Source organism: Streptomyces sp. NPDC050759 (genome assembly GCF_044456945.1).
Classification (GTDB): domain Bacteria; phylum Actinomycetota; class Actinomycetes; order Streptomycetales; family Streptomycetaceae; genus Streptomyces.
This window is the reverse complement of sequence record NZ_JBITGI010000023.1, coordinates 106,699-132,305: the sequence shown is the minus strand read 5'-3', so window position 1 is coordinate 132,305 and position 25,607 is coordinate 106,699. Positions and strand designations below refer to the sequence as shown.

Sequence of the window (25,607 nt, the reverse complement as noted above, 5' to 3'; positions counted from 1 at the left end):
TCTCGGTCCTGATCGGGGCAGGTGGCCAGGCGACAGGTCCAAGATCAGTCATGGCCGGCAACCTATCGCACGCCCGTGAGAGTGATCCGAATGAAAACAGAAGGCCTGAGCTCCCGTCGGGCAACAAAGACTGTCCGCTGTGTCATGAGGCTCAGACGCAGCCCCAGTTGGTTCATGGAGTGAACCAACTGGGGAATGTGGGGAGCGGAAAGCCGAAGGACTCACCGTCACTCGGTCATTCAGGAACGGCGCTTTCGTTCGATAGCGCGCTCATCCATCGAGCCGCAAGAGATGGAGCGCAACTGAGACGGACGACGAAGGGGCGGCGCCCCCTCAAGGGTGCCGCCCCTTCGTATTGCCTGGTCAACGCCACAGAGGCCGTGGCGGGAATCGAACCCGCGTAACTCGCTTTGCAGGCGAGTCCCTGAGCCACTCGGGCACACGGCCGGGTCGGTGGAGCGAGGTGCTCCTGCCGAACTCGGTGGAATGACCGTATGGCGGGACGGGGGAGGGCTCAAGGGGATCGTGAGGGCTGCAACGGGACTGCCATACGCCGTTCATGAACGGGCCCTGGCCGGTGGTGGTCGTACGACCAAGGTCTCAGGGTCAGGTGGGCTTTTGACAGGGGTCAATGGGGGCTGTGGACCTTACTCTGGCGGGCATGGCAGTCCTGGAACCGCGTGACGCCGGTGTCACTGATGACCCTGAGGTCCTGTCCGTCGACGAGGTGGGGGAGGGGGTGCTGGGGCGTTCGTACCGGGCGCTGAGTATCGGCATCGTGTCCGTCGTGCTGCTCATCGCGTTCGAGGCCACCGCTGTCGGGACCGCCATGCCGGTGGCCGCGCGGGAGTTGGACGGGGTCGCGCTCTACGCGTTCGCGTTCTCCGGGTACTTCACCACCAGCCTGTTCGGGATGGTGCTGGCCGGGCAGTGGGCGGATCGGCGGGGGCCGCTGGGGGCGTTGGCCGCCGGGATCGCCGGCTTCGGTGCCGGGCTGCTGTTGTCCGGGACGGCCGGCGCGATGTGGCAGTTCATTCTCGGGCGGGCCGTGCAGGGGTTCGGGGGCGGGCTGGTCATCGTGGCGCTGTACGTCGTCGTCGGGCGGGCCTACCCGGAGCGGCTGCGGCCCGCGATCATGGCGGCGTTCGCTGCGGGCTGGGTCGTGCCCTCGATCGTGGGGCCGCTCGCGGCCGGGGCCGTGACCGAGCACCTCGGGTGGCGGTGGGTGTTCGTCGGGATTCCGGTACTGGTGGTCTTTCCGCTGGTGCTCGCCCTGCCGCAGATACGGCGGCGGGCCTCCGGGCCCGTCGACGACGGCAACGGACACGCCGCCTTCGACCGTCGCCGCATCCGGCTCGCCCTCGGGATCTCCCTCGGTGCCGGGCTCCTCCAGTACGCCGCCCAGGATCTGCGTCCCCTCTCCCTGCTCCCCGGCCTCGCGGGCGTCGCGCTGCTCGTGCCGGCCGTGCTCGGGCTGCTCCCGCGCGGGACGTACCGGGCGGCGCGCGGGCTGCCCTCCGTCGTGCTGCTGCGCGGGGTCGCCGCGGGGTCCTTCGTCGCCGCCGAGTCCTTCGTGCCGTTGATGCTGGTCACCCAGCGGGGGCTGTCGCCGACACTGGCCGGGTTCTCGCTCGCGGCGGGCGGCGTTACGTGGGCGCTGGGGTCGTGGGTGCAGTCGCGGGCGCGAGTGGAGCCGTACCGGGAACGGCTGATGACCGGGGGCATGGTGCTGGTCGCTGCCGCGATCGCCGCCGCGCCGAGTGTGCTGATCCACTCCGTGCCCGTCTGGACCGTCGCCGTCGCCTGGGGCTTCGGCTGCTTCGGGATGGGGCTGGTGATCTCCTCCACCAGCGTGCTGCTGCTCCATCTCTCCGCCCCCGAGGAGGCCGGCACCAACTCCGCCTCCCTCCAGATCTCCGACGGCCTCTCCAACGCCGTCCTGCTGGCGGCGGGCGGCGCGGCCTTCGCGGCGCTGGGCGGCGGCACGGTGAGCCATACGGCGACGGAGGCGTCCGGCTCGCATCCGGCCGCGTTCGCCGTGGTGTTCCTGCCGATGGCGGGGGTGGCGTTGGTGGGGGCGTGGGTGACTACGCGATTGCGGACACCGCACTCGTAAGTGGTACCACTTTGACACCAGACAGTGGTACCGTTCTGGTATGGCCATGAACCTGCGTCTCCGTGACGACCAGACCGAAGCACTGAAGCTGCGCGCCGAGGAGGAGGGCACCAGCATGCACGCCATACTTCTGAGGGCCGTGGACGACTACCTGGCCAGGACTGCGCATGAGGCTCTGGTCCGCAAGGCCGCCAAGGAGCAGACCGTCAAGTGGGCCGAACTGCTGGAGCGGCTCAAGTGACATGTGTCTATCTGTCCGCCGAGAACGTCCTGGCCATCGCCCAGCACGTTGTCGATGACCAGGACGTCGTTGTTCGTGACGCGGGTCTGCTGGGGGCGGCCGCGCATCGCCCCTCCGCGTCGGTGCTCGGGCAGGAGGCGTACCCCGACCTGTTCGACAAGGCGGCGGCGTTGTTGCACTCACTGGAGATCAACCGACCCTTCATCGATGGGAGCAAGCGCACAGCCTGGGTGTCCTGTGTCGTCTTCCTGGCGATGAACGACGTCCAGCTGCGCCCTGACATCGACGCGGCCGAGCGACTGGTCATCGCCGTGGCGACCGGCAGCCTGGACGAGGTCAAGGCCATCTCCGAGGTGCTGCGAGAGCTGGCCGAGCGGTGATGTGACCTCTGTCCCACCCACGAGCGACCCGGCCCCGCGCGCGCGTTGACACCACCCGGTCGCCGGTAGGGTGACCCGGTCGTCATACACAGCCGAAGACACCGCCGAGCCGCTCGACCCCGACGGAGACCGTGACTACCACCGCCGCCTCCTCCCACCACCTTTCCCCCGCCTTCCCCGGCCGGGCCCCCTGGGGTACCGCCAGCAAGCTGCGTGCCTGGCAGCAAGGTGCGTTGGACAAGTACGTCCAGGAGCAGCCGCGTGACTTCCTGGCCGTCGCGACCCCCGGCGCGGGCAAGACGACCTTCGCCCTCACCCTCGCCTCCTGGCTCCTGCACCACCATGTCGTGCAGCAGGTGACGGTCGTCGCGCCGACCGAGCATCTGAAGAAGCAGTGGGCCGAGGCGGCGGCGCGGATAGGGATCAAGCTCGATCCCGAGTACAGCGCCGGGCCGCTCGGCAAGGACTACCACGGCGTCGCCGTCACCTATGCGGGCGTGGGCGTACGGCCGATGCTGCACCGCAACCGGGTCGAGCAGCGCAAGACCCTCGTCATCCTCGACGAGATCCACCACGCCGGTGACTCCAAGTCCTGGGGCGAGGCGTGCCTGGAGGCCTTCGAGCCCGCCACCCGCCGGCTCGCGCTCACCGGTACGCCCTTCCGGTCCGACACCAACCCGATCCCCTTCGTGGCGTACGAGGAGGGCAACGACGGCATCCGGCGGTCCGCCGCCGACTACACCTACGGCTACGGGAACGCGCTGGCCGACCATGTCGTGCGGCCGGTCATCTTCCTCTCCTACAGCGGCAACATGCGCTGGCGGACCAAGGCGGGCGACGAGATCGCCGCCCGGCTCGGCGAACCCATGACCAAGGACGCGATCAGCCAGGCCTGGCGTACGGCCCTGGATCCGCGCGGTGAGTGGATGCCGAGCGTCCTGCGCGCCGCCGACCAGCGGCTGACCGAGGTCAGGAAGGGCATCCCGGACGCCGGTGCCCTCGTCATCGCCTCCGACCAGGACTCCGCGCGCGCGTACGCCAAGCTGATCCGCGAGATCACGGGCAACAAGGCGACCCTCGTCCTGTCCGACGACGCCGGCGCGTCCAAGCGGATCGACGACTTCAGTGCGAGCAACGACCGGTGGATGGTCGCCGTCCGCATGGTGTCCGAGGGCGTCGACGTGCCCCGCCTCGCCGTGGGCGTCTACGCCACCACCATCTCCACGCCGCTCTTCTTCGCCCAGGCCGTCGGCCGTTTCGTACGGTCCCGGCGGCGCGGTGAGACCGCCTCCGTCTTCCTCCCGACCGTCCCGGACCTGCTGACCTTCGCCAACGAGATGGAGGTGGAACGGGACCACGCCCTCGACAAGCCGAAGAAGGAGGGCGAGGAGGACCCTTACGCCGAGTCGGAGAAGGAGATGGAGGAGGCGAACAAGGAGGAGGACGAGGACACCGGCGAGCAGGAGCAGTTCGCCTTCGAGGCGCTGGAGTCCGAGGCCGTCTTCGACCGCGTCCTCTACGACGGTGCCGAGTTCGGCATGCAGGCGCACCCGGGGAGCGAGGAGGAGCAGGACTACCTCGGGATTCCCGGGCTCCTGGAGCCGGACCAGGTGCAGCTGCTGCTCCAGAAGCGGCAGGCCCGGCAGATCGCGCACAGCCGTAAGAAGCCGGACACCGAGGCGGACCTCCTCGAGCTGCCCGCCGAACGGCGGCCCGTCGTCTCGCACAAGGAGATGATGGAGCTGCGCAAGCAGCTCAACACGATGGTGAGTGCCTACGTCCACCAGAGCGGCAAGCCGCACGGGGTGATCCACACCGAGCTGCGCCGGGTGTGCGGTGGGCCGCCGAGCGCTGAGGCCACGGCCGGGCAGCTGCGGCAGCGGATCGCCAAGGTGCAGGAGTGGGCCACCCGGATGCGGTGACGCGGGGCGCCTCGTCGTGCCGCGGCGAGGGACCGTACGTGTCGGACCGCATGTGGGACCGCATGGGTCGGACCGTACGTGCCGGACCGCACGTATCAGGACAAACGGAGTGGTCCGTACCGGCTACTGCCCGGATTCTGGACGGAGGCTTCCGCTGAGCGAACCCGCTTCGCTACTGTCCCGCTACGCACACGCCCCGTGGCAGCGCCGCCGCGGAGCGCAGCCGTGAAGCGACGCGGTCCGGAAACAGACCGGGCCGCCGTCCGTTCGGCGGCCTCTGAAGCGCGTTGCCGACGGGACTCGGTGACGCATCTGCCGTGAGGGGCCCGCCGACCTCACCACTTGGAGGAGTGGGCGTCGTGACCGCGGAGACCTCTCAGACGCTTGACCGGGGACTACGTGTCCTCAAGCTCCTGGCCGACACGGACCACGGGCTCACCGTCACCGAGCTTTCCAACAAACTGGGTGTGAACCGGACCGTGGTGTACCGGTTGCTGGCCACGCTGGAACAGCACGCCCTCGTTCGGCGTGATCTGGGCGGGCGTGCCCGGGTGGGGCTGGGCGTACTGCGGCTGGGGCGGCAGGTGCATCCGCTGGTACGGGAGGCCGCGCTGCCCGCGCTGCGCTCGCTCGCGGAGGACATCGGGGCGACGGCACACCTCACCTTGGTGGACGGAGCCGACGCCCTGGCCGTGGCCGTCGTGGAGCCCACGTGGACGGACTATCACGTGGCGTATCGGGCGGGGTTCCGGCATCCGTTGGACCGTGGGGCCGCGGGGCGGGCGATTCTCGCGGCTCGGCAGCAGGGGTTCGGGGAGCCGGGGTACCTGCTGACGCACGGCGAGCTGGAGGCGGGGGCCAGTGGGGCGGCCGCTCCTTTGCTCGGGGTCACCGGGGTCGAGGGCAGTGTGGGGGTCGTGATGCTGGCCGACGCGGTGCCGGAGCGGGTGGGGCCGCGGGTGGTGGACGCGGCACGGGAGGTCGCGGAGGCGCTGAGCTGAGCGGTGTGGTGCGGCTTTCGTCGTCGACCCCGGGTCCGGTGGGGGCTGGTCGCGCCCGCGCGGCGGTAGCCGCACATCGATACAGCCCCGCGCCCCTGGGTGGGTGCGGTCGCCGCAGGTCGGCATGCGGCTGTCGGCGGGGATGCGCCGGCGGTACGGGGCTGACCGGCTCGTGGCCGGAAGTGACCGCCGCGTTAGATTGATCCCGTGCTCTCTCGCCTCACGCGCCCCCAGGCCGTCGCCGTCTGTGCCCTGCCCGTTGTGGCACTGGTCGCCACGGCCCTTTTCGCGCCGCTGCCGTTCGCGCTGGCGCAGCCCGGGATGACGGCGAACGTGCTCGGCGAGAACAAGGGCGCTGAGGTGATCACGATCTCCGGGGCGAAGACGCGTACGACGAGTGGGCAGCTGCGGATGACGACCATCGAGGCGACCGGGCCCGACACCCATGTCTCGCTCGGTGACATCTTCGACAGCTGGTTCCGCACCGACCGGGCGGTCATGCCCCACGACGCCGTCTACCCGAGCGGGCAGAGCGTCCAGGAGATCGAGAAGCACAACACCGCGCAGATGAAGGAGTCCCAGGACGCGGCGACCGAGGCGGCGCTGAACTACCTCAAGCTCGGAGACGACAAGGTCAAGGTCACGCTGAAGCTCGCGGACGTGGGCGGGCCCAGCGCCGGGCTGCTGTTCACCCTGGGGATCATCGACAAGCTGAACGGTGACGGCGCCGGCGGCGACCTCACGGGCGGCCGCACCATCGCCGGGACGGGGACGATCGACGCGGACGGGACGGTCGGCGCGGTGGGCGGCGTGGCACTGAAGACGCAGGCCGCGAAGCGGGACGGGGCGACGGTGTTCCTGGTCCCCGAGGAGGAGTGCTCCGACGCGAAGGCGGAGCTGCCGAAGGGGCTGCGACTGATTCCGGTGACGTCCCTGAAGGGGGCGGTGAGCGCGCTGGCCGCGCTGGAGTCGGGTAAGGGGTCCGTCCCCGCCTGCTAGTGCGCGAGGGCCGGCCTGGGCGAGGCCAACCGGAGTCCGACCTCCACCAGGGTCCAGCCGAGCCGGGTCCTGATGGCGTACGGCCGCTTGGCCTGGGCGGCGAGGCGGTGCGCGTCGGCCTCGGCACGGAGGTCGGCGGCGCGGAGGTGGTGCAGGGCGAGGTGGGTCTCGGGGTGCATGGCGGGGCCCTTCAGTCCGTCTCGGTGGGGAACAGGTGCGTGTGGATGCGTACTTGCTCCGAGCCGGGGTCCTCGTCGGTGACCCGGCCGCGGTAGTCGTTGATCAGGGCGTGCATCTTGCCGACGAGCTCGGCGCCCAGTTCGGGTGTGAGCTGGAGCGTCGCGTCGCTCATGTCGGTGGAGCGGATCCAGTCCTTGGACCAGCGCTCGCGGGTGTGGAGCCAGGTGGACAACTCGCGAGCGTGGGTGGCGGCCACTTCGTGCAGGAAGATTTCGGCCATCCCGCGCAGTTCCGGTCCCGCCCCGTCGAACTCGGTGGTGTCGAAGGTCAGGCCCTCGTCCACGGCCTTCCACCACCGCTCGCGCCCCTTGCCGTGCTCCGGGGCATCCGCGATGAAGCCGTACTCGGCGAGCTGTCGCAGGTGGTAGCTGGTGGCTCCGCTGGACTCGCCCAGTCGCTCGGCGAGCATCGACGCGGTGGCGGGACCGCGCCGGCGCAGGGCGTTGAGCAGTTCCATCCGCAGGGGATGCGCCAGCCCGCGCAGTGAACGGGCGTCGAGTTTCCGTACGTTGGGCTCTTCCGGCATGCGTCCAAAGATAGTGCTGCAAAGAGTCCTTTGCAACGGGTTCTTTGTAACTGGTCACGTAACGCGTCCCGGCGACGGCCGGCACCCGTACATCACGAACCCCTGCTACTTCACGAACCCCTGCGCCTTCATCCAGTCCAGCGCCACCTGATGCGGATCCTCCCCGGCGACATCCACCTTCGCGTTCAACTCCCGCGCCACCGCGTTGTCCAGCCTCTCCGTGACCGGGTCCAGGACCTCCGCGATGGCCGGCCACCTCTTCAGGGCCTTGGAGTTGATCACGGGAGCCGCGTTGTAGTGGGGGAAGAACGTCCGGTCGTCCCTCATCACCACCAGGTTCATGGAGGTGATGCGCCCGTCGGTGGTGAAGACCTCCCCGTACCGGCAACTGCCCTTCGCCACCTGGGTGTAGATGATCCCGGTGTCCATCTGGGTGATGTTTTTCGCCGGGACGCTCATCCCGTACGCCTTCTCCAGGCCCGGCAGTCCGTCCGCGCGGTTGGCGAACTCGCCCTCCACGCACAGCGTCACCGCACCGGAGTCCTTCTTCGCCAGCGCGGCCACGTCGGAGAGCGTCCTCGTGCCGTACTTCCTGAAGCCGGCCCGGTTCATGGCGAGGGCATAGGTGTTGTCAAGGGACGCCTTCGGCAGCCACGTCAGCCCGTTCTCCAGGTCGGCCTTCCGTACCGCCGCCCACTGCTCCTGCGGATCGGTGATCGGCTCACCGTTGCCCTGGTACGTGATCCACGCGGTGCCCGTGTACTCGTACATCCCGTCCGCGTCACCGGACTTGACCGCCTCCCGCGCTCCGACCGACCCCTGGATCCCCGTGCGGTCGAGCACATCCGCGCCGGCCGCCTGGAACGCGATCCCCATGATCGCGCCGAGGATCAGCTGCTCGGTGAACTCCTTCGACGTGACCGTCAGATCCGCGCCCCTGAGCGGCTCACCCCGCCCGATCGAACCCGGCTTCACGTCGTCGACCATGGGGGAGCCACTGGTCAGCCCGCAGCCGGACAGCAGCACCAGGACCCCGGCCAGCGTCAGACAGGTCCGTCTCCTGTGTCCGCCTCCGGCTCCTGGGGTCCGAGCGGTCAGGGTCCCGGCTGTCGGCAGGCTGGTCCGCCTCACCTGCCCGCCTCCAACCCCCGCGGCCTGAGCACCAGTTCGGCCAAGGAGGCCAGCCAGTCGACCAGCAGGGCCAGCGTCACCGTGAGGATCGAGCCGAGCATCAGTACCGGCATCCGCTGGTTGGTGATACCCGTGGTGATCAGGACGCCCAGCCCGCCGCCCCCGCCGAAGGTCGCGAGGGTCGCCGTACCGACGTTGAGGACCAGGGCGGTGCGGACGCCCGCGAGGATCAGCGGGACGGCCAGCGGGAGTTCGACGCGTGACAGCACCCCCATGGACGACATCCCGATGCCCCGTGCCGCCTCCAGCAGGGTCGGGTCGTTCGCCTTCAGGCCCGCGATCGTGTTCGACAGGACCGGCAGGACGGCGTAGGCGACGATACCGATCAGGGCCGCCTTCCTGCCCGTGCCCAGCCAGATCACCAGCAGGGCCAGCAGGCCGATCGCCGGGGTCGCCTGGCCCATGTTGGCGACCGCCATCGCCACCGGGCTCGCCTTCCGGAAGGCCCTGCGGGTCAGCACGATCCCCAGCGGGATCGCGATGATCAGCACGAAGAACGTCGAGATCGCCGTCAGCTCCACCTGCTGCCACAGGGCCTTGGAGACCTGCCCGTTCGACAGCGCGTTCTCGGAGATCGGGTCCAGGTCGGCCTGCGCGAACCACAGCCAGGTCGCGAGCAGGACGGCGATGAGGAACGCGGGCAGAAAGGTCAGCTTCTGCCAGGTCACCCGCTTGATGGGCGGGTCCGGCGGGGGAGGGGCCTCGGTCTCCTCCGGTGCGACGGTCTCCTCCGGTGCGACGATCTCCTCCGGTTCAAGGATCTCCGGCGTCGCCGGCCCGCGGCTCGTCACGCCCCCTCCTGCTCGGCGTGCGTCTGGGCGGCCCGCATCTCCTCCAGCGCGTGCCGGTGCTCCCTGGCCTCCAGCCGGTCGGCCTCCAGAAGCTCGTGCACGGAGACCATGAGCGTCTCCATGTCGACGACCCCCGTGTACTCACCGCGCCGCCCGGTCACCGCGACCCGCCCCGAGCTGTCGACGAGCACCGCCTCCAGCGCGTCCCGCAGCGTCGCGTCCCTGGTCACCGTGTCGCTCACCAGCGTCCCGGCCCGGGCCGGCGATCCCTTGGCGCGCATCATGTCGCCGCGCCGGAGCCACTTGTACGGCCGTCCGCGCCTGTCGAGCAGCAGGATCTCGTTCGTACCGCTGCCCCGGAGCTTGTTGAAGATCTCCTGGACGGGGTCGTCGACGGTCACCGTCGGATAGTCGGTGATCTTCACATCCCGTACGCGGGTGAGGTTCAGCCGCTTCAGCGCCGCCCCGGCTCCGACGAAACCGGACACGAAATCGTCCGCCGGGTTGGTCAGGATGGCCTCGGGGGTGTCGAACTGGGCGATGTGGGACCGTTCGCGCAGGACGGCGATCCGGTCACCGAGCTTGATCGCCTCGTCGAAGTCATGGGTGACGAAGACGATCGTCTTGTGCAGCTCGTGCTGGAGCCTGATCAGCTCGTCCTGGAGATGGTCGCGGGTGATCGGGTCGACCGCACCGAACGGCTCGTCCATCAGCAGGACGGGAGGGTCCGCCGCCAATGCCCTCGCCACCCCCACCCGCTGCTGCTGGCCACCGGAGAGCCCGCGTGGATAGCGGCCCTGGAACTCCCCGGGGTCGAGCCCGACGAGGTCGAGCAGCTCCTCGATCCGGTCCCTGATCCGTGCCTTCGGCCAGCCGAGCATCTTCGGCACGAGCGCGATGTTCTGCGCGACCGTCATGTGCGGGAAGAGACCGGCCGACTGGATCGCATAGCCCACCTTGCGGCGCAGCTTGACCGGATCAATGCCGGTCACGTCCGCACCGTTGATCCGGATGCGTCCACCGGTCGGCTCGATCAACCTGTTGATCATCTTGAGTGTCGTCGACTTGCCGCATCCGGACGGCCCGACGAAGACGACGAGCTCGCCGGCCTTGATCTCCATGGTGACGTTGTCGACGGCGGGCCGCGGATTGCTCGGATACCTCTTGGTCAGGTTCTCCAGTTCGATGGACGCACCCGAGGTGCCGGACGTCTCAGCCACGGATCCCCCTCGGAATGGTCAGCCGTCCGATGAGGACGTACGCCGCGTCGAACAGCAGGGCGAGGACGATGATCCCGAGCGTGCCGGCGAGCACCTGGTTGAGCGCGTTCTTGCTGCCCAGCGAGGCGATGCCGCGGAAGATCTCGTTGCCGAGGCCGGGCCCGGAGGCGTAGGCGGCGATCGCGGCGATGCCCATCAGCATCTGGGTCGAGACCCGGATCCCGGTCAGGATCGGCGGCCAGGCGAGCGGCAGCTCGACCCGTGCCAGCCGCGTCACCCGGGACATCCCGATACCCCTGGCCGCGTCCACCAGCGAGGGATCGACCCCGCGCAGCCCGACGATCGCGTTGCGCACGATCGGCAGCAGCCCGTACAGCGTCAGGGCGATCACCGTGGGCGGTACGCCCAGGCCCACGGCCGGGATGAGCAGACCGATCATGGCGAGCGAGGGGACGGTCAGGATCGTCGAGGTGGCCGTGGTGGCGAGGTTGCCGCCCCACTCGCTCCGATAGGTCACGACCCCGATCAGCACCCCGATCGCCGTCGCCACGACCATGCACTGGAACACGACGCTCGCGTGTTGGTAGGCGTCCGTGAGCAGCTGCTGGTGGCGGTTGCCGAGGTACTCCCAGAAGCTCACACGGCTCACCCCACGGTCGCGGTCAGGTCCTCGCCGAGTCCTCCGCCGCCTGCTCCACCAGCGGGATGATCCGCAGCGGAACGGGGTTCTCCATGACGATCGCGGTGGCGGCCCGGACGATCCCATCGAAACCGACAACCCGGTCGATCACACGTTGGAGATCGGCGTTGGAGCGGGCCACCAGGCGGCACAGCATGTCCCCGCTGCCGGTGGTGGTGTGCAGCTCCAGGACCTCCGGCACGGTCGCCAAGTGCGCCCGCACGTCGGCCCCTTGCCCCTGCCGGATCTGGAGCGTGGCGAACGCGGTCACCGGGTAGCCGAGCGCCGCCGGATCGACCTGCGGACCGAATCCCCGGATGACTCCGTTCGACTGAAGCCGGTCCAGCCGCGCCTGCACGGTCCCCCGGGCCACCCCCAGCCGCCGGGACATCTCAAGCACCCCGATCCGCGGCTCGCGCGCGAGGAGCACGATGATCCGCCCGTCCAGCTCGTCGATCCCCACGCAGGCCTCCCGGACCAGTGGTCATCCTGTACAGAAAGGCCGCCGACGCGGCCGTATTGCTGAACAGATTGTCCAGTGAATACGCAAACTATTGCGCACCTTGCAGACCGGAGCCAGGCTTCGGACATGACGCAGACCACACACCACACTCCCGACACCGCCCGGCAGGCCGATCCCTTCCCGGTCAAGGGAATGGACGCGGTCGTCTTCGCCGTCGGCAACGCCAAGCAGGCGGCGCACTACTACTCGACCGCCTTCGGCATGCGGCTCGTGGCGTACTCCGGACCGGAGAACGGCAGCCGCGAGACCGCGAGCTATGTGCTGGAGAACGGCTCCGCCCGCTTCGTGTTCACCTCGGTCGTCAAGCCCGCCACCCCCTGGGGCCACTTCCTCGCCCAGCACGTGGCCGAGCACGGCGACGGCGTGATCGACCTCGCCATCGAGGTCCCGGACGCCCGCCGCGCCTACACCTACGCCCTCGAGCACGGCGCCCGCTCGGTCGCCGAGCCGTACGAGCTGAAGGACGAGCACGGCACGGTCGTCCTCGCCGCGATCGCCACCTACGGCGAGACCCGCCACACCCTGGTCGAGCGCACCGGCTACGACGGCCCCTACCTCCCGGGCTACACCGCGGCCGCCCCGATCGTCGAACCTCCCGCCCACCGCACCTTCCAGGCCGTCGACCACTGCGTCGGCAACGTCGAGCTCGGCCGGATGAACGAGTGGGTCGGCTTCTACAACAAGGTCATGGGCTTCACGAACATGAAGGAGTTCGTGGGCGACGACATCGCCACCGAGTACAGCGCGCTGATGTCGAAGGTCGTGGCCGACGGCACGCTCAAGGTGAAGTTCCCGATCAACGAGCCCGCCCTCGCCAAGAAGAAGTCCCAGATCGACGAGTACCTGGAGTTCTACGGCGGCGCGGGCGTCCAGCACATCGCGCTGAACACCAACGACATCGTGCAGACCGTGAGGACCATGCGGGCGGCGGGAGTCCAGTTCCTCGACACCCCCGACTCCTACTACGACACCCTCGGCGAGTGGGTCGGCGACACCCGCGTCCCCGTCGAGACCCTGCGCGAGCTGAAGATCCTCGCCGACCGCGACGAGGACGGCTATCTGCTGCAGATCTTCACCAAGCCGGTCCAGGACAAGCCGACCGTGTTCTTCGAACTCATCGAGCGGCACGGCTCGATGGGCTTCGGAAAGGGCAACTTCAAGGCCCTGTTCGAGGCCATCGAACGAGAGCAGGAGAAGCGGGGCAACCTCTAGCCCCTGCTCGGGTCCGTCGCCGGTAGTCCCTGGTCCGGCACGTCTCCCAGCGCCGCCAACGCCTCCCGCGCCGCGCGCACCCGCGAGGGCGAGAAGTAGGGGTTGATCCGCAGGGCCTCCTGCAGATGCCGGCGCGCGGAGGCGGGCTGCTCCAGCTCCCGCTCGATCATGCCCAGGTGATACGCGTACAGCGCGCTGCGCACCCCGCCCCCGTGTGCCCTGTCCGTCGCGATCCGGGCGTACCCCAGGGCTTCCCGGTCCTGGCCCGCCCGGTGCAGCGCCCACCCCAGCGCGTCCGCCACCGCGATCCCCGGCTGCCGCCGCCACTCGGCCCTGAGCCGCCGTACGGCGGAAGCCGGGTCACCGTGGTCCGCCTCGAACTGCCCGAGAACCAGCTCCTCGTCGGCCCCGGACGCCTCGGCGCTCCGCACCCTCGCCAGCAGCAGGTCGTACTGCACCCGGGCCGCCTGTGCGAGCCCCAGCGACTCGTACAACTCGCCCAGTTCCAGGGCGTACTGCGGCAGCGGCTGGTTCGCGAGGGCCATCCGGTAGGCGTTCAGGGCCTCCGTCGTGCGGCCCAGTGCCGCAAGGGCCCGCCCCTGCCCGGCCTGCGCGGCCCGCTGGTCGGGGTCGAGACGGACCGTCTCCTGGAAGTGCCGCAGCGCGTCCTCGCGGTCGCCGCGCTCCCAGGCGAGCTGCCCGGCCCGCTCCAGATACTCGGCCCGCTCGGCCGGCGCCCGCGCCTCCGCCGCCGCGTCGGCCAGCTGGGCGGCCGCGTCCTCGCGCCAGCCCCGGTCCCGGTACACGGCCGCCGCCCGCGCCCGCACCGCGGGCCCCGACCGCAGCTCCATCAGCCGCTCCAGCGCCCCATGAGCCGCCTTGTAGTCCCCGAGCCCCGTGTACGCGTCGATCAGCGCCGGATACGTCGTCCACCGCTTCGGCTCCAGGTTCCGCGCCGCCTCACCCCAGGTCAGCGCGGTCCGGAAGTCCCGGCGCGCGTTCGCGAGGGCGGCCAGACCATCGAGGGCCGCCGCGTTCCTGCGTACCTGCAGGGACGTCCGCAGCGTGTCGTCGGCCTTCGCGTAGAACGCCGGGTCGGCCGTCCGCCGCGCCTGCTCGACGTACGCCGTCCCGAGCACGGCCCACGACTCGGCGTCCTCGGGATGCCGGCGCAAGTGGCTCTCCCGCGCACCGATCAGCGCCGCCAGGTCGGGCAGCGCGGCCGGCACCCCGGCGGCGACCGCCGACAGCGCCTGGGCACCCGGGGCCGGGGCGGGAGAGCGGGTCGCCGTCCGCTCCGGGGGCAGCAGCATCAGCGCCGTACCGAGCACCGCGCAGCCCGCGACCGCGGCCGCCACCACACGCCCGTGCAGCCGGGCCCGGCGGTTCTCCGTGGCTTGGTTCTCCATGGCGCTCACTGTGCGTCCATACGGCGACCACACCCCGGCGCTCGGCAGTCGGCGCTGGTGGGGTTCACACCGATGGCCCCCGGTGCGACGCTGTGATCATGAGCCGTATCGAAGCCCCCCGCGACGAGGTCACCGGCAACCTCGTCGACCGTCTGCTGAGCGGTCTGCCCGCCGAGGCCGTCCTCGCCGACCCGGACGTCACGGTCTCCTACGCCAACGACATGGCGAGCTTCTGCCCGGCCGGCACCCCCGCCGTCGTGGTCCTGCCGCGCACGGTCGAGCAGGTCCAGCACGTCATGCGGATCGCCACCGAACTGCGCGTCCCGGTCGTCCCCCAGGGCGCCCGCACGGGCCTGTCGGGCGCGGCCAACGCCTCCGACGGTTGCATCGTGCTGTCCCTGACCAAGATGGACCGGATCCTGGAGATCAACGGGGTCGACCGCATCGCCGTCGTCGAACCCGGCGTCGTCAACGCGACCCTCTCCCGCGCGGTGAACGAACTCGGCCTCTACTACCCGCCGGACCCCTCCAGCTGGGAGATGTGCACGATCGGCGGCAACATCGGCACCGCGTCGGGCGGGCTGTGCTGTGTGAAGTACGGGGTGACGGCGGAGTACGTCCTCGGACTGGACGTCGTCCTCGCCGACGGGCGGCTCATGTCCACGGGCCGCCGTACCGCCAAGGGGGTCGCCGGATACGACATGACCCGCCTCTTCGTCGGCTCCGAGGGCTCGCTCGGCATCGTCGTGCGGGCGACCCTCGCGCTCAGGCCGAAGCCGCCCGAGCAGCTGGTGCTGGCCGCCGAGTTCGCCTCCGGGGCCGCCGCCTGCGACGCGGTGTGCCGGATCATGGAGGGCGGGCACGTGCCGTCCCTCCTCGAACTGATGGACCGTACGACCGTCAAGGCCGTCAACGACCTGGCGCACATGGGACTCCCGGAGACCACCGAGGCCCTCCTCCTCGCGGCCTTCGACACCACGGACCCGGCGGCCGACCTCGCGGCGGTCGGCGCGCTGTGCGAGGCGGCCGGCGCCTCGCAGGTCGTCCCGGCGGAGGACGCGGCCGAGTCGGAGCTGCTGCTCCAGGCCCGCAGGCTCTCCCTCACCGCCCTCGAAGCCGTCAAGGGCACCACGATGATCGACGACGTGTGCGTGCCCCGCTCCCGGCTCGGCGAGCTGCTCGAAGGGACCGAGCGGATCGCTGAGAAACACCAGCTCACCATCGGTGTCGTCGCCCACGCGGGCGACGGCAACACCCACCCCACCGTGTGCTTCGACGCGGCCGACCCCGACGAGTCCCGGCGCGCCCGCGAGTCCTTCGACGAGATCATGGCCCTCGGCCTGGAGCTCGGCGGCACGATCACCGGGGAGCACGGCGTGGGCGTACTGAAGAAGGAGTGGCTGGCGCGGGAGATCGGCCCGGTGGGGGTGGAGATGCAGCGGGCGGTGAAGGGGGTCTTCGACCCGCTGGGGATCCTGAACCCGGGCAAGCTGTTCTGACTGTTCTTTGCGGCTGAACCGCCGCCGCTCTCGCGGACCTGGCTGGTCGCCGTTGTGGTTCCTCAATTGATGGTTGCGGTCGCTCACTCCCCTTCGTCCGCCGACGTGTCGCCTGGCCAGGGGTCGCCCAGCCAGAGGTCGTCGGCCGGGGTCGGGGCCAGCAGTTCGGCGAGGCCGTCGTCGATACCGAGCTGCTCCCCCTCGGAGCCCGGGGGGACCACCCTCAGCGTGCGCTCCAGCCAGGACGAGACCTGCGCGGCCGGGGCCTCCAGAAGGGCGTCGCCGGCCGGGGAGCTCAGCGCCATCAGGACGACGCCGCGGCCCGCGACCTTCGTCGGCCACACCCGCACGTCCCCGTGCCCGCACGGGCGGAACACCCCCTCCACGAGGAGTTCGCGGGCGAAGGTCCAGTGGACGGGGTGGTCCGAACCGATGTGGAAGGTGACGTGGACGGCGAAGGGGTCGTCGCTGCGGTAGCCCAGCCGGGCCGGGACCGGGATGCCGCGCTCGGGCGACAGGATGAGTTTGAGTTCCAGTTCGCGCTCTACCACCGTGCGGTGCATGGCGTTCGTTCCTCTCTCGGCTCTCGTCCGGGTCCTGCGGTGGGCCCGTACGAGTGGAGAGGCGGAAGGGGCGGGATCATTACGCGGGTTCGGCGAACTTTTTTCCGGCCGTACCGCGGTCGGCTTCGTGGTCGGCGTCACGGCCGGTAGCGCGACCGGTAGCCAAGGCCGGTATCACGGCCGGTATCACGGCCGGTGTCAGGTCGTGCTCAAAAGGGGTGGGTCCGGTGGGACTGGCGGTGGGTCTTGCGCCGGTCTGATAGATGTGTAGCCCCCTCTATTGACCCCCGAGCAGATACGGGACGACGGACATGAGCGCCCCAACCCCGGCACCCGGTGACGACAGGCCCCGCGAGGGCTATTACCCGGACCCGTCCATTCCTGGATATGTCCGTTACTGGAACGGTTCCTCCTGGGTACCGGGCACCAGCCGTCCCGCCCCCGCGGCCGGCGAACCGCTCGCGCCACCGGCAGGCGGCGGCTCCGCCTCGGCTCCGGTGGAGGAGACGGGCCCGCACTTCTTCGACGAGGACCCGGCCGAGGAAGCCCCGCACCCCGACGCCCAGCACGGCAGCCGCCCCGAACCCGCGTCCGCGTGGGGCGCCGACCGGACCCACCAGGGGGGCTTCGGCGGCGACCAGGACCGCCGGGTGTCGTGGGGGTCCCCGCAGGGGGCTGCGCAGGCTCAGCAGGGGACGCCTCAGGGGGTTCCTCAGCAAGGAGGGGCTCAGCAGGGCGGGGCTCAGCAGGGAGGAGCTCAGCAAGGCGGGGCAGGCGGGGCCCAGGGTGCGCAGCACGGCGTACCGCAGCAGGGTGGTCCGCGGGGCGCCGACCCGAGGGTTGCCGGTGCGGGCCGGCCCGCCGACGGTGCCTCCCCGGGCCGGCCGAACGGGCCCGCCGACGATGCCTCCCCGAGCCGGCCGGACGGACACGCCGCCCGTACCGACGGCACCGCGACGATCCCGCCCGCCGAGCCGGACGAGGACGGCGGCACGCGGGTCTTCCGTCGGCCCACGGCCGGGTCCGGGGGAGCGGGAGCCGCCGAGCAGTCCGACGACGGGACCATGAAGTTCCGCGCGCTCTCCCCGCGCACGGCGCAGCAGGGCGGGGGGCCCGGGGCGCAGAACGGAAGCACACCGGGGCCCGCGTACTCGGGCCCGACCGGCGCCGCGGGCGCCCAGCCCGCCGCAGAAGGCGGCGCGGTCGCCCCCACCGGCCCTCAGGGCCCCGGCTTCGGTGCCGGCAAGGCCGCCGCCGAGCGCGCCGCGGCGACCGGTGCCCCAGGCCCCCAGGGGCCCGCCTCCGCCGCTGCCGCCCCCCTCTCCGGCCCCCAGCAGTCCACCCCCGCCTCCGGCCCGCAGACGGCCCCTCCGGGCGTGCCCCAGCAAGGCGTCCCCCAGCAGAACGGCCCTCAACAGGCCGCCGGAGTCCAGCCCCCCGGTGCCCAACCCCCTGCCACGCCCATGAGCCCGGGCCCCGGTGGCGGTCAGCCCTCCTGGGCACAGCAGGTGCACCGCCTGGCCGGACCCGACGAGGAGCAGCCCGCCCCCTGGAAGCCGCCGGTCGAGGACATCTTCCAGGCGGCCGCCCGCCGCCAGGCCTCCGCCAGGCCCGCCGGTCTCGGTAAGCGCCTGGCCGCACGCCTCGTCGACACCCTCGTCGTCGGTGCCGTGACCGCCGTGGCCGCCGTTCCGCTCGGCACCAAGGCGGCCGACCACATCGACGAGAAGGTCGACGCGGCCAAGCTGTCCGGCGAGACCGTGACGGTCTGGCTGCTGGACGGCACCACGTCGGTGTACCTCGGCATCGTGGTCGCCGTGCTCCTCGTCGCCGGTGCCCTGTACGAGGCGCTGCCCACCGCCAAGTGGGGCCGCACCCTCGGCAAGAAGCTGCTCGGCCTGGAGGTGCGGGACATCGAGGGTCACGAGCCCCCGTCCTTCGCCGGCGCCCTGCGCCGCTGGCTGGTCTACAGCGTGCCCGGCCTGCTCGGTATCGGCCTCGTGGGTGTCGCGTGGTGCCTGTTCGACCGGCCGTGGCGCCAGTGCTGGCACGACAAGGCGGCGCATACGTTCGTGGCGGGCTGAGCCGGTCCCGCGAACGGCGTACAGGATTCGGTACTCCGGACGGCCGTCCGCCGGATGCGGAGCCGGGGGGTTCGCGGTCCACTCGGGCCATGAGCAGTGAACCGCCCCCCGGCTCCGGACAGCAGCCGCCGGATGACGACCCGTTCAGGAAGCAGCCCCCGCCTGCCGAGGGCTCGGGATCGCCGTACAGCACGCCGCCGCCCTACAGCGGCGGTGACCCGTACGGCGGCGGCCCCGCCGACCCGCTGGCCGGCATGCCCCCACTGGCACCCAGCGGCCGGCGCACGCTCGCCCGGATCATCGACATGATCATGGTGGGCGTCGTCGTCTGGCTGATCACCCTGGGCGTCGGGGTCAGCGAGTACAACGTCGACAGCGACGACATGCAGTACGGCAAGTCGCTCGCCCAGTCGGCGCTCGCCGCGGTGCTCTACATCGCCTACGACACCGTCATGATCTCCCGGTCCGGGCAGACGCTCGGCAAGAAGTGGCTCGGCATGCGGGTGGCGAACCTCGAGAACGGCTCCACGCCCTCCACGCAGACCACCCTGATCCGCTCGGCGGTGCTGTGGATCCCGTTCGCGTTCTGCTGCGCCTGCATCTGGACGGCCATCTCGGGCGGCTGGAGCTACTTCGACAAGCCCTACAAGCAGGGCCTGCACGACAAGGCGGCGAAGACGGTGGTGGTCAACACCACCTGACCCGTGCGGCCCCGGACGTCACCCCGGAAGCACGCGGGCCGAGCGGCCGGGACCGTGACGGGCCTGGACCGCCGAACGGCCGCCGACCGTCGGCGAACAGGACGGGCGCGCCCCGACCAGCCCGGTGACGACCAGGCGCGCACCCGTACCGGGACCGTGACCGCGGAGCCTGAGCCGCGTCTCCGGAACTGGCACGGCCCCGGACCGCCGAGCCGTCGGCGCCCCGACGACCGCGACGGGCGCCGCGGCTCACCCCGGCGAACCCGGGGACGACCCGGCGAACGGGAGGAGCGCCCCGGCTCAGCCCCGGCGAACCCCGGGACGACCCGGCGCCCCCGGCTCGGCGAACCCGGTGTTCAGGCCGCGGTCTTGGAGCCCGTGGCCACGGCGGGCACGGGCTCTTCCGCTGGGTGCTCGGCCGAGCGCTCCGCGGGCCGGCTCACCGCGACGACGCGGGGCTTGGGCTGTGGCACCGTCATGGCGACCAGTAGACCGAGGGCGAGCGCCGAGACGGCGATGACCGCGGTCCCCACGGCCGAACTCGTCTGTGACAGCAGCAGCATGGCGAGCGTCGAGAAGATGACGGTGATCGAACCGTAGGTGATCTGTGCGGCGGTCGGACGCGGCATGTCAATCGTGTCCTCGGAATTGGGGGTCCACGGGGGGCGTCGGCCTGGCTTTCCGCCGACACCCGGGCGTTCCGCCAATCGACTCTAATCGCCTGTGTGCCCGAGTGGAACGAACAGTAAGCGTGACCTAACCAACAGTGCCGGAGCACAGGGGGCGCACGGAGTCATGGCGTCCATCAAGTGGACGGCTGTGCGCGCCTGTCGTGTTGCCGTCATGTGTCCGCAATACGAACACCGGCTCCTAATAATGCAATTGACGGGTCCAAGTCAAGATCTGTCTTTTCTCCCCAACCTTTAGTCAAATACGGCTCACTTGCCTTGATAGGGGAGGGGCACAAGTGACTGACAGATCCTGGACGTTCAGGACGGCGGCGACCATCGTCGCCCTCGCGGCCGCCTCGGCCACGTTCTCGACGTTCGCCGTGGCGCAGGCCGCGGACAGCACGTCCACGAAGGCCTCCGCGGTCGACCGGAACGACCCGCAGCCGGCGAAGGCCAGGGAGCACGACTTCGACGGCCCGCTGACCAAGACCAGGGAGGCGCAGCGCCAGGAGGCGCTCGACCAGGTCATATCCGGGAACGCCACGGTGAAGAACCGCAACGGCTCCCAGGTGGTCGAGCTCAAGAGCCGCAAGGGCGACAGCAAGTACGTCGAACTCGGCCGGGAGAAGACCGACAAGATCTTCACCATCCTGGTGGAGTTCGGCGACCAGGTCGACCCCCGCTACGGCGGCACGGCCGGTCCGCTGCACAACCGGATAGCCAAGCCGGACCGCAAGCAGAACAACAGCACGGCCTGGCAGGCGGACTACAACCAGGCGCACTTCCAGGACCTGTACTTCGGCACCGGCAAGAAGACCGAGTCGCTGAAGAAGTACTACGAGAAGCAGTCCTCGGGCCGCTACTCGGTCGACGGCGAAGTGACCGACTGGGTCAAGGTCCCCTACAACGAGGCCCGTTACGGCTCCAACAAGGCGTCCACCGGCGCCTGGTACGCCGTGCAGGACGGAGTCAACGCCTGGGTCGCCCAGCGCGAGGCCGCCGGTGACTCGGCCGCCGAAATCGCCGCGGAACTGGCCGAGTTCGACCAGTGGGACCGCTACGACTTCGACGGCGACGGCAACTTCAACGAGCCCGACGGCTACATCGACCACTTCCAGATCGTGCACGCCGGCGAGGACGAGTCCGCGGGCGGCGGCGCCCAGGGCGAGGACGCCATCTGGGCCCACCGCTGGTACGCCTTCGGCACCGACGCCGGCTCCACCGGCCCGGACACCAACAAGCTCGGCGGCACCCAGATCGGCGACACCGGCGTCTGGGTCGGCGACTACACCATCCAGCCGGAGAACGGCGGACTCGGCGTCTTCGCCCACGAGTACGGCCACGACCTGGGCCTGCCCGACGAGTACGACACCTCCGGCGGCGGCGAGAACTCCACCGGTTTCTGGACGTTGATGTCCTCCGGCTCCTGGCTCGGCACCGGCAAGGACTCCATCGGTGACCTGCCCGGCGACATGAACGCCTGGGACAAGCTCCAACTGGGCTGGCTCGACTACGACGTGGCCAACGCCGGCAAGCGGTCCAGCCACAAGCTGGGCGTCGCGGAGTACAACACCAAGAACCCGCAGGCGCTCGTGGTCCAGCTCCCGCAGAAGACGGTCACCACCCCGGTGGTCCCGCCGGCCCAGGGCGCCACCCAGTGGTGGAGCGGCAGCGGCAACGACCTGCGCAACACCCTGACCCGCCCGCTCGACCTGACCGGCAAGTCCTCGGCGGCGCTGACCCTCGACGGCTGGTGGGACATCGAGCAGGACTACGACTACCTCTACACCGAGGTCTCCACCGACGGCGCCAACTGGACGCCGATCGACGGCACTCTGGCCGACGGCACCGCCATCCCGAAGGACGGCAGCGGCAAGCCCGCCCTCACCGGCACGGTCGACGCCCACCAGAAGCTGACCTTCCCGCTGGACGCCTACGCGGGCAAGAACATCCAGCTGCGCTTCCGCTACCAGTCCGACGGCGGGGTCGCCCTGAAGGGCTTCACGGCCGACGAGATCACGGTGACCGCCGACGGCGCGACCCTGTTCTCCGACAACGCCGAGACGGCGGACACCGCCTGGACCGCAAACGGCTTCTCCCGCATCGGCGCCTCGATCACGGACGACTACGCGCAGTACTACCTCGCCGAGAACCGCCAATACGTGTCGTACGACAAGGTGTTGAAGGTCGGGCCGTACAACTACGGCTTCTCGACGACCCGTCCGGACTGGGTGGAGCACTACGCCTACCAGAACGGCCTGTTGATCTGGAAGTGGGACACCTCCCAGGCCGACGACAACACCAGCCAGCACCCCGGCGAGGGCCTGATCCTCCCGGTCGACTCCCACCCGACCGCGCTCAAGTGGTCCGACGGCACGCTGATGCGCAACCGCATCCAGGCCTACGACTCCACCTTCAGCTGGTACCCGACGGACTCGGTCACGCTCCACAACGCCGACGTCCCGACGAAGATCAAGTCCAAGCCGGGCGTCCCGGTCTTCGACGACGGCACGTCGAGCTACTACGACACGTCGAACCCGTTCGCAGGTGTCAACATCACTGACACCGACACCCGGATCAAGATCGTCAAGGAGCCCCTGAACGGCTCGACGATCACGCTCCAGGTCGGGCCTTCGGCCAAGAAGAAGTAAAGTAGCAGGTCAGAAGCGTATCGGCGGCAACCCCTGGCGGGTTGCCGCCGATCGTGTTTAGGTGCGTCCTGTGGCTCCCTTATTGACACCGACGCACACGGGGATGTGACCGCATGGCCGCAGGAGGTTTCTGCAAGCTGCCGAACGGCAGGGTGGTGGTGGCGCTGAACCTGCCCCGCCCGCCCACCGACGGCTGCGGCAGCGTGCGGGTACTCGTTCACGCCCAGAACCGGGCGCGCGCCCTGACCAGGCTGCGCAACCTGGGTCTGCGCGCGGTGTACCTGCGCGGCAACGGCGCTCCCCCGACCCCGGACGAGATCACGGCCGTACTCCACCATCCGGACGGCCTGATATGGCGTACGGCCCCTGACAACGCTGTCGTGGGCGGTCCCGAGCTGGTCCAGGAGCTGTGGCATCCGATCAGGTCACTGATAAGGAGGCCGGCGGCACCGGCCTGAGCGCCCGTTTCCGACGGCTAGACGACAGGCTTTCCGGACAGCTCCACGCCCGCCGCCCGCATCTCCTCGATCGCCCGCTCGGTCGTCGTCTCGGCGACCCCGGCGGTGAGGTCGAGGAGGACGTGGGTACGGAAGCCCTCCCGGGCCGCGTCCAGCGCGGTGGCCCGTACGCAGTGGTCCGTGGCGATCCCGACCACGTCGACCTCGGAGACCTCCCGCGCCCGCAGCCAGTCGGCCAGCGTCACGCCGTTCTCGTCGGCCCCCTCGAACCCGCTGTACGCCGCCGCGTACGCCCCCTTGTCGAAGACCGCGTCGACCGCCCCGGAGGCGACGGCCGGCGCGAAGTTCGGGTGGAACCCCACCCCCTCGGTCCCGGCGACGCAGTGCGCGGGCCAGGAGTGCACGAAGTCGGGGTTGTCGGCGAAGTGGCCGCCGGGTGCGATGTGGTGGTCGCGGGTGGCCACCACATGCTGGTAGCCGGAGCCCGCCGCCTGCCCGATCAGCTCGGTGACGGCGGCGGCCACATCGGCACCGCCGGCCACCGCGAGACTGCCTCCCTCGCAGAAGTCGTTCTGCACGTCAACGACGATCAAGGCGCGGCGCATGTGGGTGTCCTTCGACTGTTGGGTGAACTTACGAGCCTAGAGACTTCGACGGCACCGCGGGAGGGCGCACCCGCATTAGCTACCCGAGCGCCCCTGGACATACTCCGTCGGAAGGACCGGTTCTCCCCGCGACAGCTGGGTCGCCGACAGCGGCAGGTTGGCCCGGGCGGCGGCATGCCGGTCCCGTACGACGTCCAGCGGCTCCCGCGCGACGACCTCGCCGCCCTTGACCAGCTCCACCAGCAGCTGCCGGTCCGCGAGGGCGGGCGGAACCGCCCCGGTGCCCACGACCTCGGCCTCCGCGACCCCCTCCGCGTCCAGCCGGCGCGCCGCCCACTTGCGCCCGCCGACCGAGCTCTTGCCCCCGGACGACTTCTTCGCGACCGGGATCAGCGGCGCCTTCGGATCGTCCGACTCGGCGCGCGCGACCAGCTTGTAGACCATCGAGGCGGTCGGATGCCCGGACCCGGTCACCAGCTGGGTGCCCACCCCGTACGCGTCCACCGGGGCCACGGCCAGCGAGGCGATGGCGTACTCGTCGAGGTCGGAGGTGACGATGATCCTGGTGCGGTTCGCGCCCAGCTCGTCCAGCTGCTGCCGCACCCGGTGCGCGACGAGGAGCAGGTCCCCGGAGTCGATGCGCACGGCCCCCAGCTCGGGCCCGGCGACCTCGACGGCCGTATGGACGGCCTCGGTGACGTCGTAGGTGTCGACGAGCAGAGTGGTGCCCCGACCCAGCGACTCCACCTGGGCCTGGAAGGCGTCCCGCTCGCGGTCGTGCAGCAGGGTGAAGGCGTGGGCGGAGGTGCCCACGGTGGGGATGCCGTAGCGGAAGCCGGCCGCGAGGTCGGAGGTGGTGGCGAAGCCGCCGACGTAGGCGGCCCGGGAGGCGGCCACGGCGGACAGCTCGTGGGTGCGGCGGGCACCCATCTCGATCAGCGGCCGGTCGCCGGCCGCCGAGGACATCCGGGAGGCGGCCGCGGCTATCGCGGAGTCGTGGTTGAGGATCGACAGGATGACGGTCTCCAGGAGCACGCACTCGGCGAAGGAGCCCTCCACCCGCATGATCGGCGAGCCGGGGAAGTACACCTCGCCCTCCGGGTAGCCCCAGATGTCGCCGCCGAAGCGATAGGAGGCGAGCCAGTCCAGGGTCTCCTCGTCCACGATGTTCCGCTCCCGGAGGAAGCCGAGGACGTCCGCGTCGAAGCGGAAGTTCTCCACCGCGTCCAGCACCCGGCCGGTGCCCGCGACGACGCCGTAGCGCCGCCCTTCCGGCAGCCGCCGGGTGAAGACCTCGAAGACGCTGCGCCGCCCGGCGGTACCCGCCTTCAGCGCGGCCTGCAGCATCGTCAGCTCGTACTGGTCCGTGAAGAGCGCCGTCGAGGGAACGTCCACCGGCAGCCCAAGGTCCGCTGTGTTCATGACGAGGATGGTACCCCCATTCGCGTCAGTGTGACGATTTGTGCGGTGCGTGGCAGCATGGGCCGTGTGACGTCACCCGCTCCCGTAGAGATCGAACGCACCGAGTCGGCGGAAGAGGTCTTCGCCGTCCCCGAGCCGGACGTCCCCTGGGTCACGATCGTCCACAACGACCCGGTCAACCTCATGAGCTACGTGACCTACGTCTTCCAGACGTACTTCGGCTACTCGAAGGACAAGGCCACGAAGCTCATGCTCGACGTCCACCACAAGGGCCGGGCGGTCGTCTCCAGCGGATCCCGCGAGGAGATGGAGCGCGATGTGCAGGCCATGCACGGCTACGGTCTGTGGGCCACGCTCCAGCAGGACCGCAAATGACCCGCCCCCGCCCGCAGGACCGGAAATAACCCGACCCGCCCGCAGGACCGGAAGTAGCGATAAGCCCTTGGGAGGTCTCCTCTGGATCAGCTCGGCGTCGCGGGGTCTGGCACGCACATCTGCCGCGT

Annotated in this window: 25 protein-coding genes and 1 tRNA gene; 13 read left to right on the top strand and 13 right to left on the bottom strand. The window is 70.4% G+C overall.

The window, feature by feature from the left end; translation table 11 throughout:
* Positions 1-375: 375 nt before the first annotated feature.
* Positions 376-447 (bottom strand) — tRNA-Cys (locus tag ACIBJB_RS42790).
* Between the two features lie 214 nt (positions 448-661).
* Here ACIBJB_RS42790 and ACIBJB_RS42785 point away from each other — a divergent pair.
* From ACIBJB_RS42785 to ACIBJB_RS42760, 6 genes are all read left to right on the top strand, one after another.
* Positions 662-2,116 (top strand): MFS transporter, encoded by a 1,455-nt coding sequence (locus tag ACIBJB_RS42785; protein WP_398939475.1) that lies wholly within the window; start codon positions 662-664, stop codon positions 2,114-2,116.
* A 40-nt stretch (positions 2,117-2,156) separates the two neighbouring features.
* Positions 2,157-2,357 (top strand): ribbon-helix-helix protein, CopG family, encoded by a 201-nt coding sequence (locus ACIBJB_RS42780; protein WP_037710693.1) that lies wholly within the window; start codon positions 2,157-2,159, stop codon positions 2,355-2,357.
* Positions 2,354-2,737 (top strand): type II toxin-antitoxin system death-on-curing family toxin, encoded by a 384-nt coding sequence (locus ACIBJB_RS42775; protein ID WP_398939472.1) that lies wholly within the window; start codon positions 2,354-2,356, stop codon positions 2,735-2,737. Before ACIBJB_RS42780 ends, ACIBJB_RS42775 begins: the two co-directional genes overlap by 4 nt.
* Before the next feature lie 131 nt (positions 2,738-2,868).
* Positions 2,869-4,659 (top strand): DEAD/DEAH box helicase, encoded by a 1,791-nt coding sequence (locus tag ACIBJB_RS42770; RefSeq protein ID WP_328638932.1) that lies wholly within the window; start codon positions 2,869-2,871, stop codon positions 4,657-4,659.
* 359 nt (positions 4,660-5,018) lie between these two features.
* A complete protein-coding gene (locus tag ACIBJB_RS42765) occupies positions 5,019-5,660 on the top strand; it encodes an IclR family transcriptional regulator (RefSeq protein WP_398939469.1) in 642 nt (213 codons plus the stop codon).
* A gap of 207 nt (positions 5,661-5,867) precedes the next feature.
* The gene (locus ACIBJB_RS42760) at positions 5,868-6,659 is read left to right on the top strand and encodes a S16 family serine protease (RefSeq protein WP_398939467.1); all 792 of its coding nucleotides are present in this window, start codon (positions 5,868-5,870) and stop codon (positions 6,657-6,659) included.
* Here ACIBJB_RS42760 and ACIBJB_RS42755 read toward each other — a convergent pair.
* From ACIBJB_RS42755 to ACIBJB_RS42725, 7 genes are all read right to left on the bottom strand, one after another.
* Entirely contained in the window at positions 6,656-6,838 is a 183-nt protein-coding gene (locus ACIBJB_RS42755; RefSeq protein ID WP_328782394.1) for a hypothetical protein, read from the bottom strand. The two genes, ACIBJB_RS42760 and ACIBJB_RS42755, sit on opposite strands and share 4 nt — an antisense overlap.
* Before the next feature lie 11 nt (positions 6,839-6,849).
* Entirely contained in the window at positions 6,850-7,425 is a 576-nt protein-coding gene (locus ACIBJB_RS42750) for an ArsR/SmtB family transcription factor (RefSeq protein ID WP_398939465.1), read from the bottom strand.
* A 105-nt stretch (positions 7,426-7,530) separates the two neighbouring features.
* The gene (locus ACIBJB_RS42745) at positions 7,531-8,556 is read right to left on the bottom strand and encodes a glycine betaine ABC transporter substrate-binding protein (RefSeq protein ID WP_398939464.1); all 1,026 of its coding nucleotides are present in this window, start codon (positions 8,554-8,556) and stop codon (positions 7,531-7,533) included.
* A complete protein-coding gene (locus ACIBJB_RS42740) occupies positions 8,553-9,377 on the bottom strand; it encodes an ABC transporter permease (RefSeq protein WP_398939483.1) in 825 nt (274 codons plus the stop codon). Before ACIBJB_RS42740 ends, ACIBJB_RS42745 begins: the two co-directional genes overlap by 4 nt.
* A gap of 26 nt (positions 9,378-9,403) precedes the next feature.
* Positions 9,404-10,627 carry a betaine/proline/choline family ABC transporter ATP-binding protein gene (locus ACIBJB_RS42735; protein WP_398939462.1) on the bottom strand — a complete coding sequence of 408 codons (1,224 nt, stop codon included), beginning with the start codon at positions 10,625-10,627 and terminating at the stop codon, positions 9,404-9,406.
* Positions 10,620-11,267 carry an ABC transporter permease gene (locus ACIBJB_RS42730; protein WP_398939459.1) on the bottom strand — a complete coding sequence of 216 codons (648 nt, stop codon included), beginning with the start codon at positions 11,265-11,267 and terminating at the stop codon, positions 10,620-10,622. Before ACIBJB_RS42730 ends, ACIBJB_RS42735 begins: the two co-directional genes overlap by 8 nt.
* Positions 11,268-11,289: 22 nt before the next feature.
* Positions 11,290-11,769 carry an Lrp/AsnC family transcriptional regulator gene (locus ACIBJB_RS42725; protein ID WP_057610843.1) on the bottom strand — a complete coding sequence of 160 codons (480 nt, stop codon included), beginning with the start codon at positions 11,767-11,769 and terminating at the stop codon, positions 11,290-11,292.
* Between the two features lie 126 nt (positions 11,770-11,895).
* Here ACIBJB_RS42725 and hppD point away from each other — a divergent pair, with 126 nt between their 5' ends.
* Positions 11,896-13,041, top strand: a complete 1,146-nt coding sequence (hppD, locus tag ACIBJB_RS42720) for a 4-hydroxyphenylpyruvate dioxygenase (protein WP_398939457.1) — start codon at positions 11,896-11,898, stop codon at positions 13,039-13,041.
* Here hppD and ACIBJB_RS42715 read toward each other — a convergent pair.
* The gene (locus tag ACIBJB_RS42715) at positions 13,038-14,450 is read right to left on the bottom strand and encodes a tetratricopeptide repeat protein (protein WP_398939456.1); all 1,413 of its coding nucleotides are present in this window, start codon (positions 14,448-14,450) and stop codon (positions 13,038-13,040) included. The genes hppD and ACIBJB_RS42715 overlap by 4 nt on opposite strands.
* 92 nt (positions 14,451-14,542) lie before the next feature.
* Between ACIBJB_RS42715 and ACIBJB_RS42710 the strand changes: the two genes are divergently transcribed.
* Complete coding sequence (locus ACIBJB_RS42710; RefSeq protein WP_398939455.1) at positions 14,543-15,949, top strand: FAD-binding oxidoreductase; 1,407 nt, start codon at positions 14,543-14,545, stop codon at positions 15,947-15,949.
* 83 nt (positions 15,950-16,032) lie between these two features.
* Here the strand turns inward: ACIBJB_RS42710 and ACIBJB_RS42705 are convergent, their stop codons facing one another.
* Complete coding sequence (locus ACIBJB_RS42705) at positions 16,033-16,512, bottom strand: SsgA family sporulation/cell division regulator (protein ID WP_398939453.1); 480 nt, start codon at positions 16,510-16,512, stop codon at positions 16,033-16,035.
* 311 nt (positions 16,513-16,823) lie between these two features.
* Here ACIBJB_RS42705 and ACIBJB_RS42700 point away from each other — a divergent pair, with 311 nt between their 5' ends.
* Both ACIBJB_RS42700 and ACIBJB_RS42695 read left to right on the top strand, forming a co-directional pair.
* A complete protein-coding gene (locus ACIBJB_RS42700; RefSeq protein ID WP_398939451.1) occupies positions 16,824-18,596 on the top strand; it encodes an RDD family protein in 1,773 nt (590 codons plus the stop codon).
* 89 nt (positions 18,597-18,685) lie between these two features.
* A complete protein-coding gene (locus ACIBJB_RS42695) occupies positions 18,686-19,297 on the top strand; it encodes an RDD family protein (RefSeq protein WP_398939450.1) in 612 nt (203 codons plus the stop codon).
* A gap of 356 nt (positions 19,298-19,653) precedes the next feature.
* Here the strand turns inward: ACIBJB_RS42695 and ACIBJB_RS42690 are convergent, their stop codons facing one another.
* Positions 19,654-19,926: a hypothetical protein gene (locus ACIBJB_RS42690; protein WP_398939448.1), complete on the bottom strand. Its 273-nt coding sequence runs from the start codon at positions 19,924-19,926 to the stop codon at positions 19,654-19,656.
* A 338-nt stretch (positions 19,927-20,264) separates the two neighbouring features.
* On the opposite strand from ACIBJB_RS42690, the gene ACIBJB_RS42685 reads away from it, so the two are divergent.
* Positions 20,265-22,619, top strand: coding sequence for an immune inhibitor A domain-containing protein (locus tag ACIBJB_RS42685; protein ID WP_398939447.1), 2,355 nt, complete (start codon positions 20,265-20,267; stop codon positions 22,617-22,619).
* Positions 22,620-22,732: 113 nt separating this feature from the next.
* Positions 22,733-23,077: a hypothetical protein gene (locus ACIBJB_RS42680; RefSeq protein WP_398939446.1), complete on the top strand. Its 345-nt coding sequence runs from the start codon at positions 22,733-22,735 to the stop codon at positions 23,075-23,077.
* A gap of 17 nt (positions 23,078-23,094) precedes the next feature.
* On the opposite strand, the gene ACIBJB_RS42675 is transcribed toward ACIBJB_RS42680, so the two are convergent.
* Together ACIBJB_RS42675 and ACIBJB_RS42670 are read right to left on the bottom strand one after the other, a co-directional pair.
* Complete coding sequence (locus ACIBJB_RS42675) at positions 23,095-23,682, bottom strand: isochorismatase family protein (protein WP_398939445.1); 588 nt, start codon at positions 23,680-23,682, stop codon at positions 23,095-23,097.
* A gap of 75 nt (positions 23,683-23,757) precedes the next feature.
* The gene (locus tag ACIBJB_RS42670; protein WP_398939444.1) at positions 23,758-25,104 is read right to left on the bottom strand and encodes a nicotinate phosphoribosyltransferase; all 1,347 of its coding nucleotides are present in this window, start codon (positions 25,102-25,104) and stop codon (positions 23,758-23,760) included.
* Positions 25,105-25,161: 57 nt separating this feature from the next.
* On the opposite strand from ACIBJB_RS42670, the gene clpS reads away from it, so the two are divergent.
* On the top strand, positions 25,162-25,479 hold the full coding sequence (gene clpS / locus ACIBJB_RS42665) for an ATP-dependent Clp protease adapter ClpS (RefSeq protein WP_007382360.1): 318 nt from the start codon (positions 25,162-25,164) through the stop codon (positions 25,477-25,479).
* Positions 25,480-25,607: the final 128 nt, after the last annotated feature.

Coding starts and splice junctions, on each gene's coding strand:
- ACIBJB_RS42780 (WP_037710693.1), top strand. CDS start 2,157: ATGGCCATGAACCTGCGTCTCCGTGACGACCAGACCGAAGCACTGAAG.
- ACIBJB_RS42785 (WP_398939475.1), top strand. CDS start 662: ATGGCAGTCCTGGAACCGCGTGACGCCGGTGTCACTGATGACCCTGAG.
- ACIBJB_RS42670 (WP_398939444.1), bottom strand. CDS start 25,104: ATGAACACAGCGGACCTTGGGCTGCCGGTGGACGTTCCCTCGACGGCG.
- ACIBJB_RS42675 (WP_398939445.1), bottom strand. CDS start 23,682: ATGCGCCGCGCCTTGATCGTCGTTGACGTGCAGAACGACTTCTGCGAG.
- ACIBJB_RS42755 (WP_328782394.1), bottom strand. CDS start 6,838: ATGCACCCCGAGACCCACCTCGCCCTGCACCACCTCCGCGCCGCCGAC.
- ACIBJB_RS42715 (WP_398939456.1), bottom strand. CDS start 14,450: ATGGAGAACCAAGCCACGGAGAACCGCCGGGCCCGGCTGCACGGGCGT.
- ACIBJB_RS42680 (WP_398939446.1), top strand. CDS start 22,733: ATGGCCGCAGGAGGTTTCTGCAAGCTGCCGAACGGCAGGGTGGTGGTG.
- ACIBJB_RS42700 (WP_398939451.1), top strand. CDS start 16,824: ATGAGCGCCCCAACCCCGGCACCCGGTGACGACAGGCCCCGCGAGGGC.
- ACIBJB_RS42695 (WP_398939450.1), top strand. CDS start 18,686: ATGAGCAGTGAACCGCCCCCCGGCTCCGGACAGCAGCCGCCGGATGAC.
- ACIBJB_RS42750 (WP_398939465.1), bottom strand. CDS start 7,425: ATGCCGGAAGAGCCCAACGTACGGAAACTCGACGCCCGTTCACTGCGC.
- ACIBJB_RS42690 (WP_398939448.1), bottom strand. CDS start 19,926: ATGCCGCGTCCGACCGCCGCACAGATCACCTACGGTTCGATCACCGTC.
- clpS (WP_007382360.1), top strand. CDS start 25,162: ATGGGCCGTGTGACGTCACCCGCTCCCGTAGAGATCGAACGCACCGAG.
- ACIBJB_RS42705 (WP_398939453.1), bottom strand. CDS start 16,512: ATGCACCGCACGGTGGTAGAGCGCGAACTGGAACTCAAACTCATCCTG.
- hppD (WP_398939457.1), top strand. CDS start 11,896: ATGACGCAGACCACACACCACACTCCCGACACCGCCCGGCAGGCCGAT.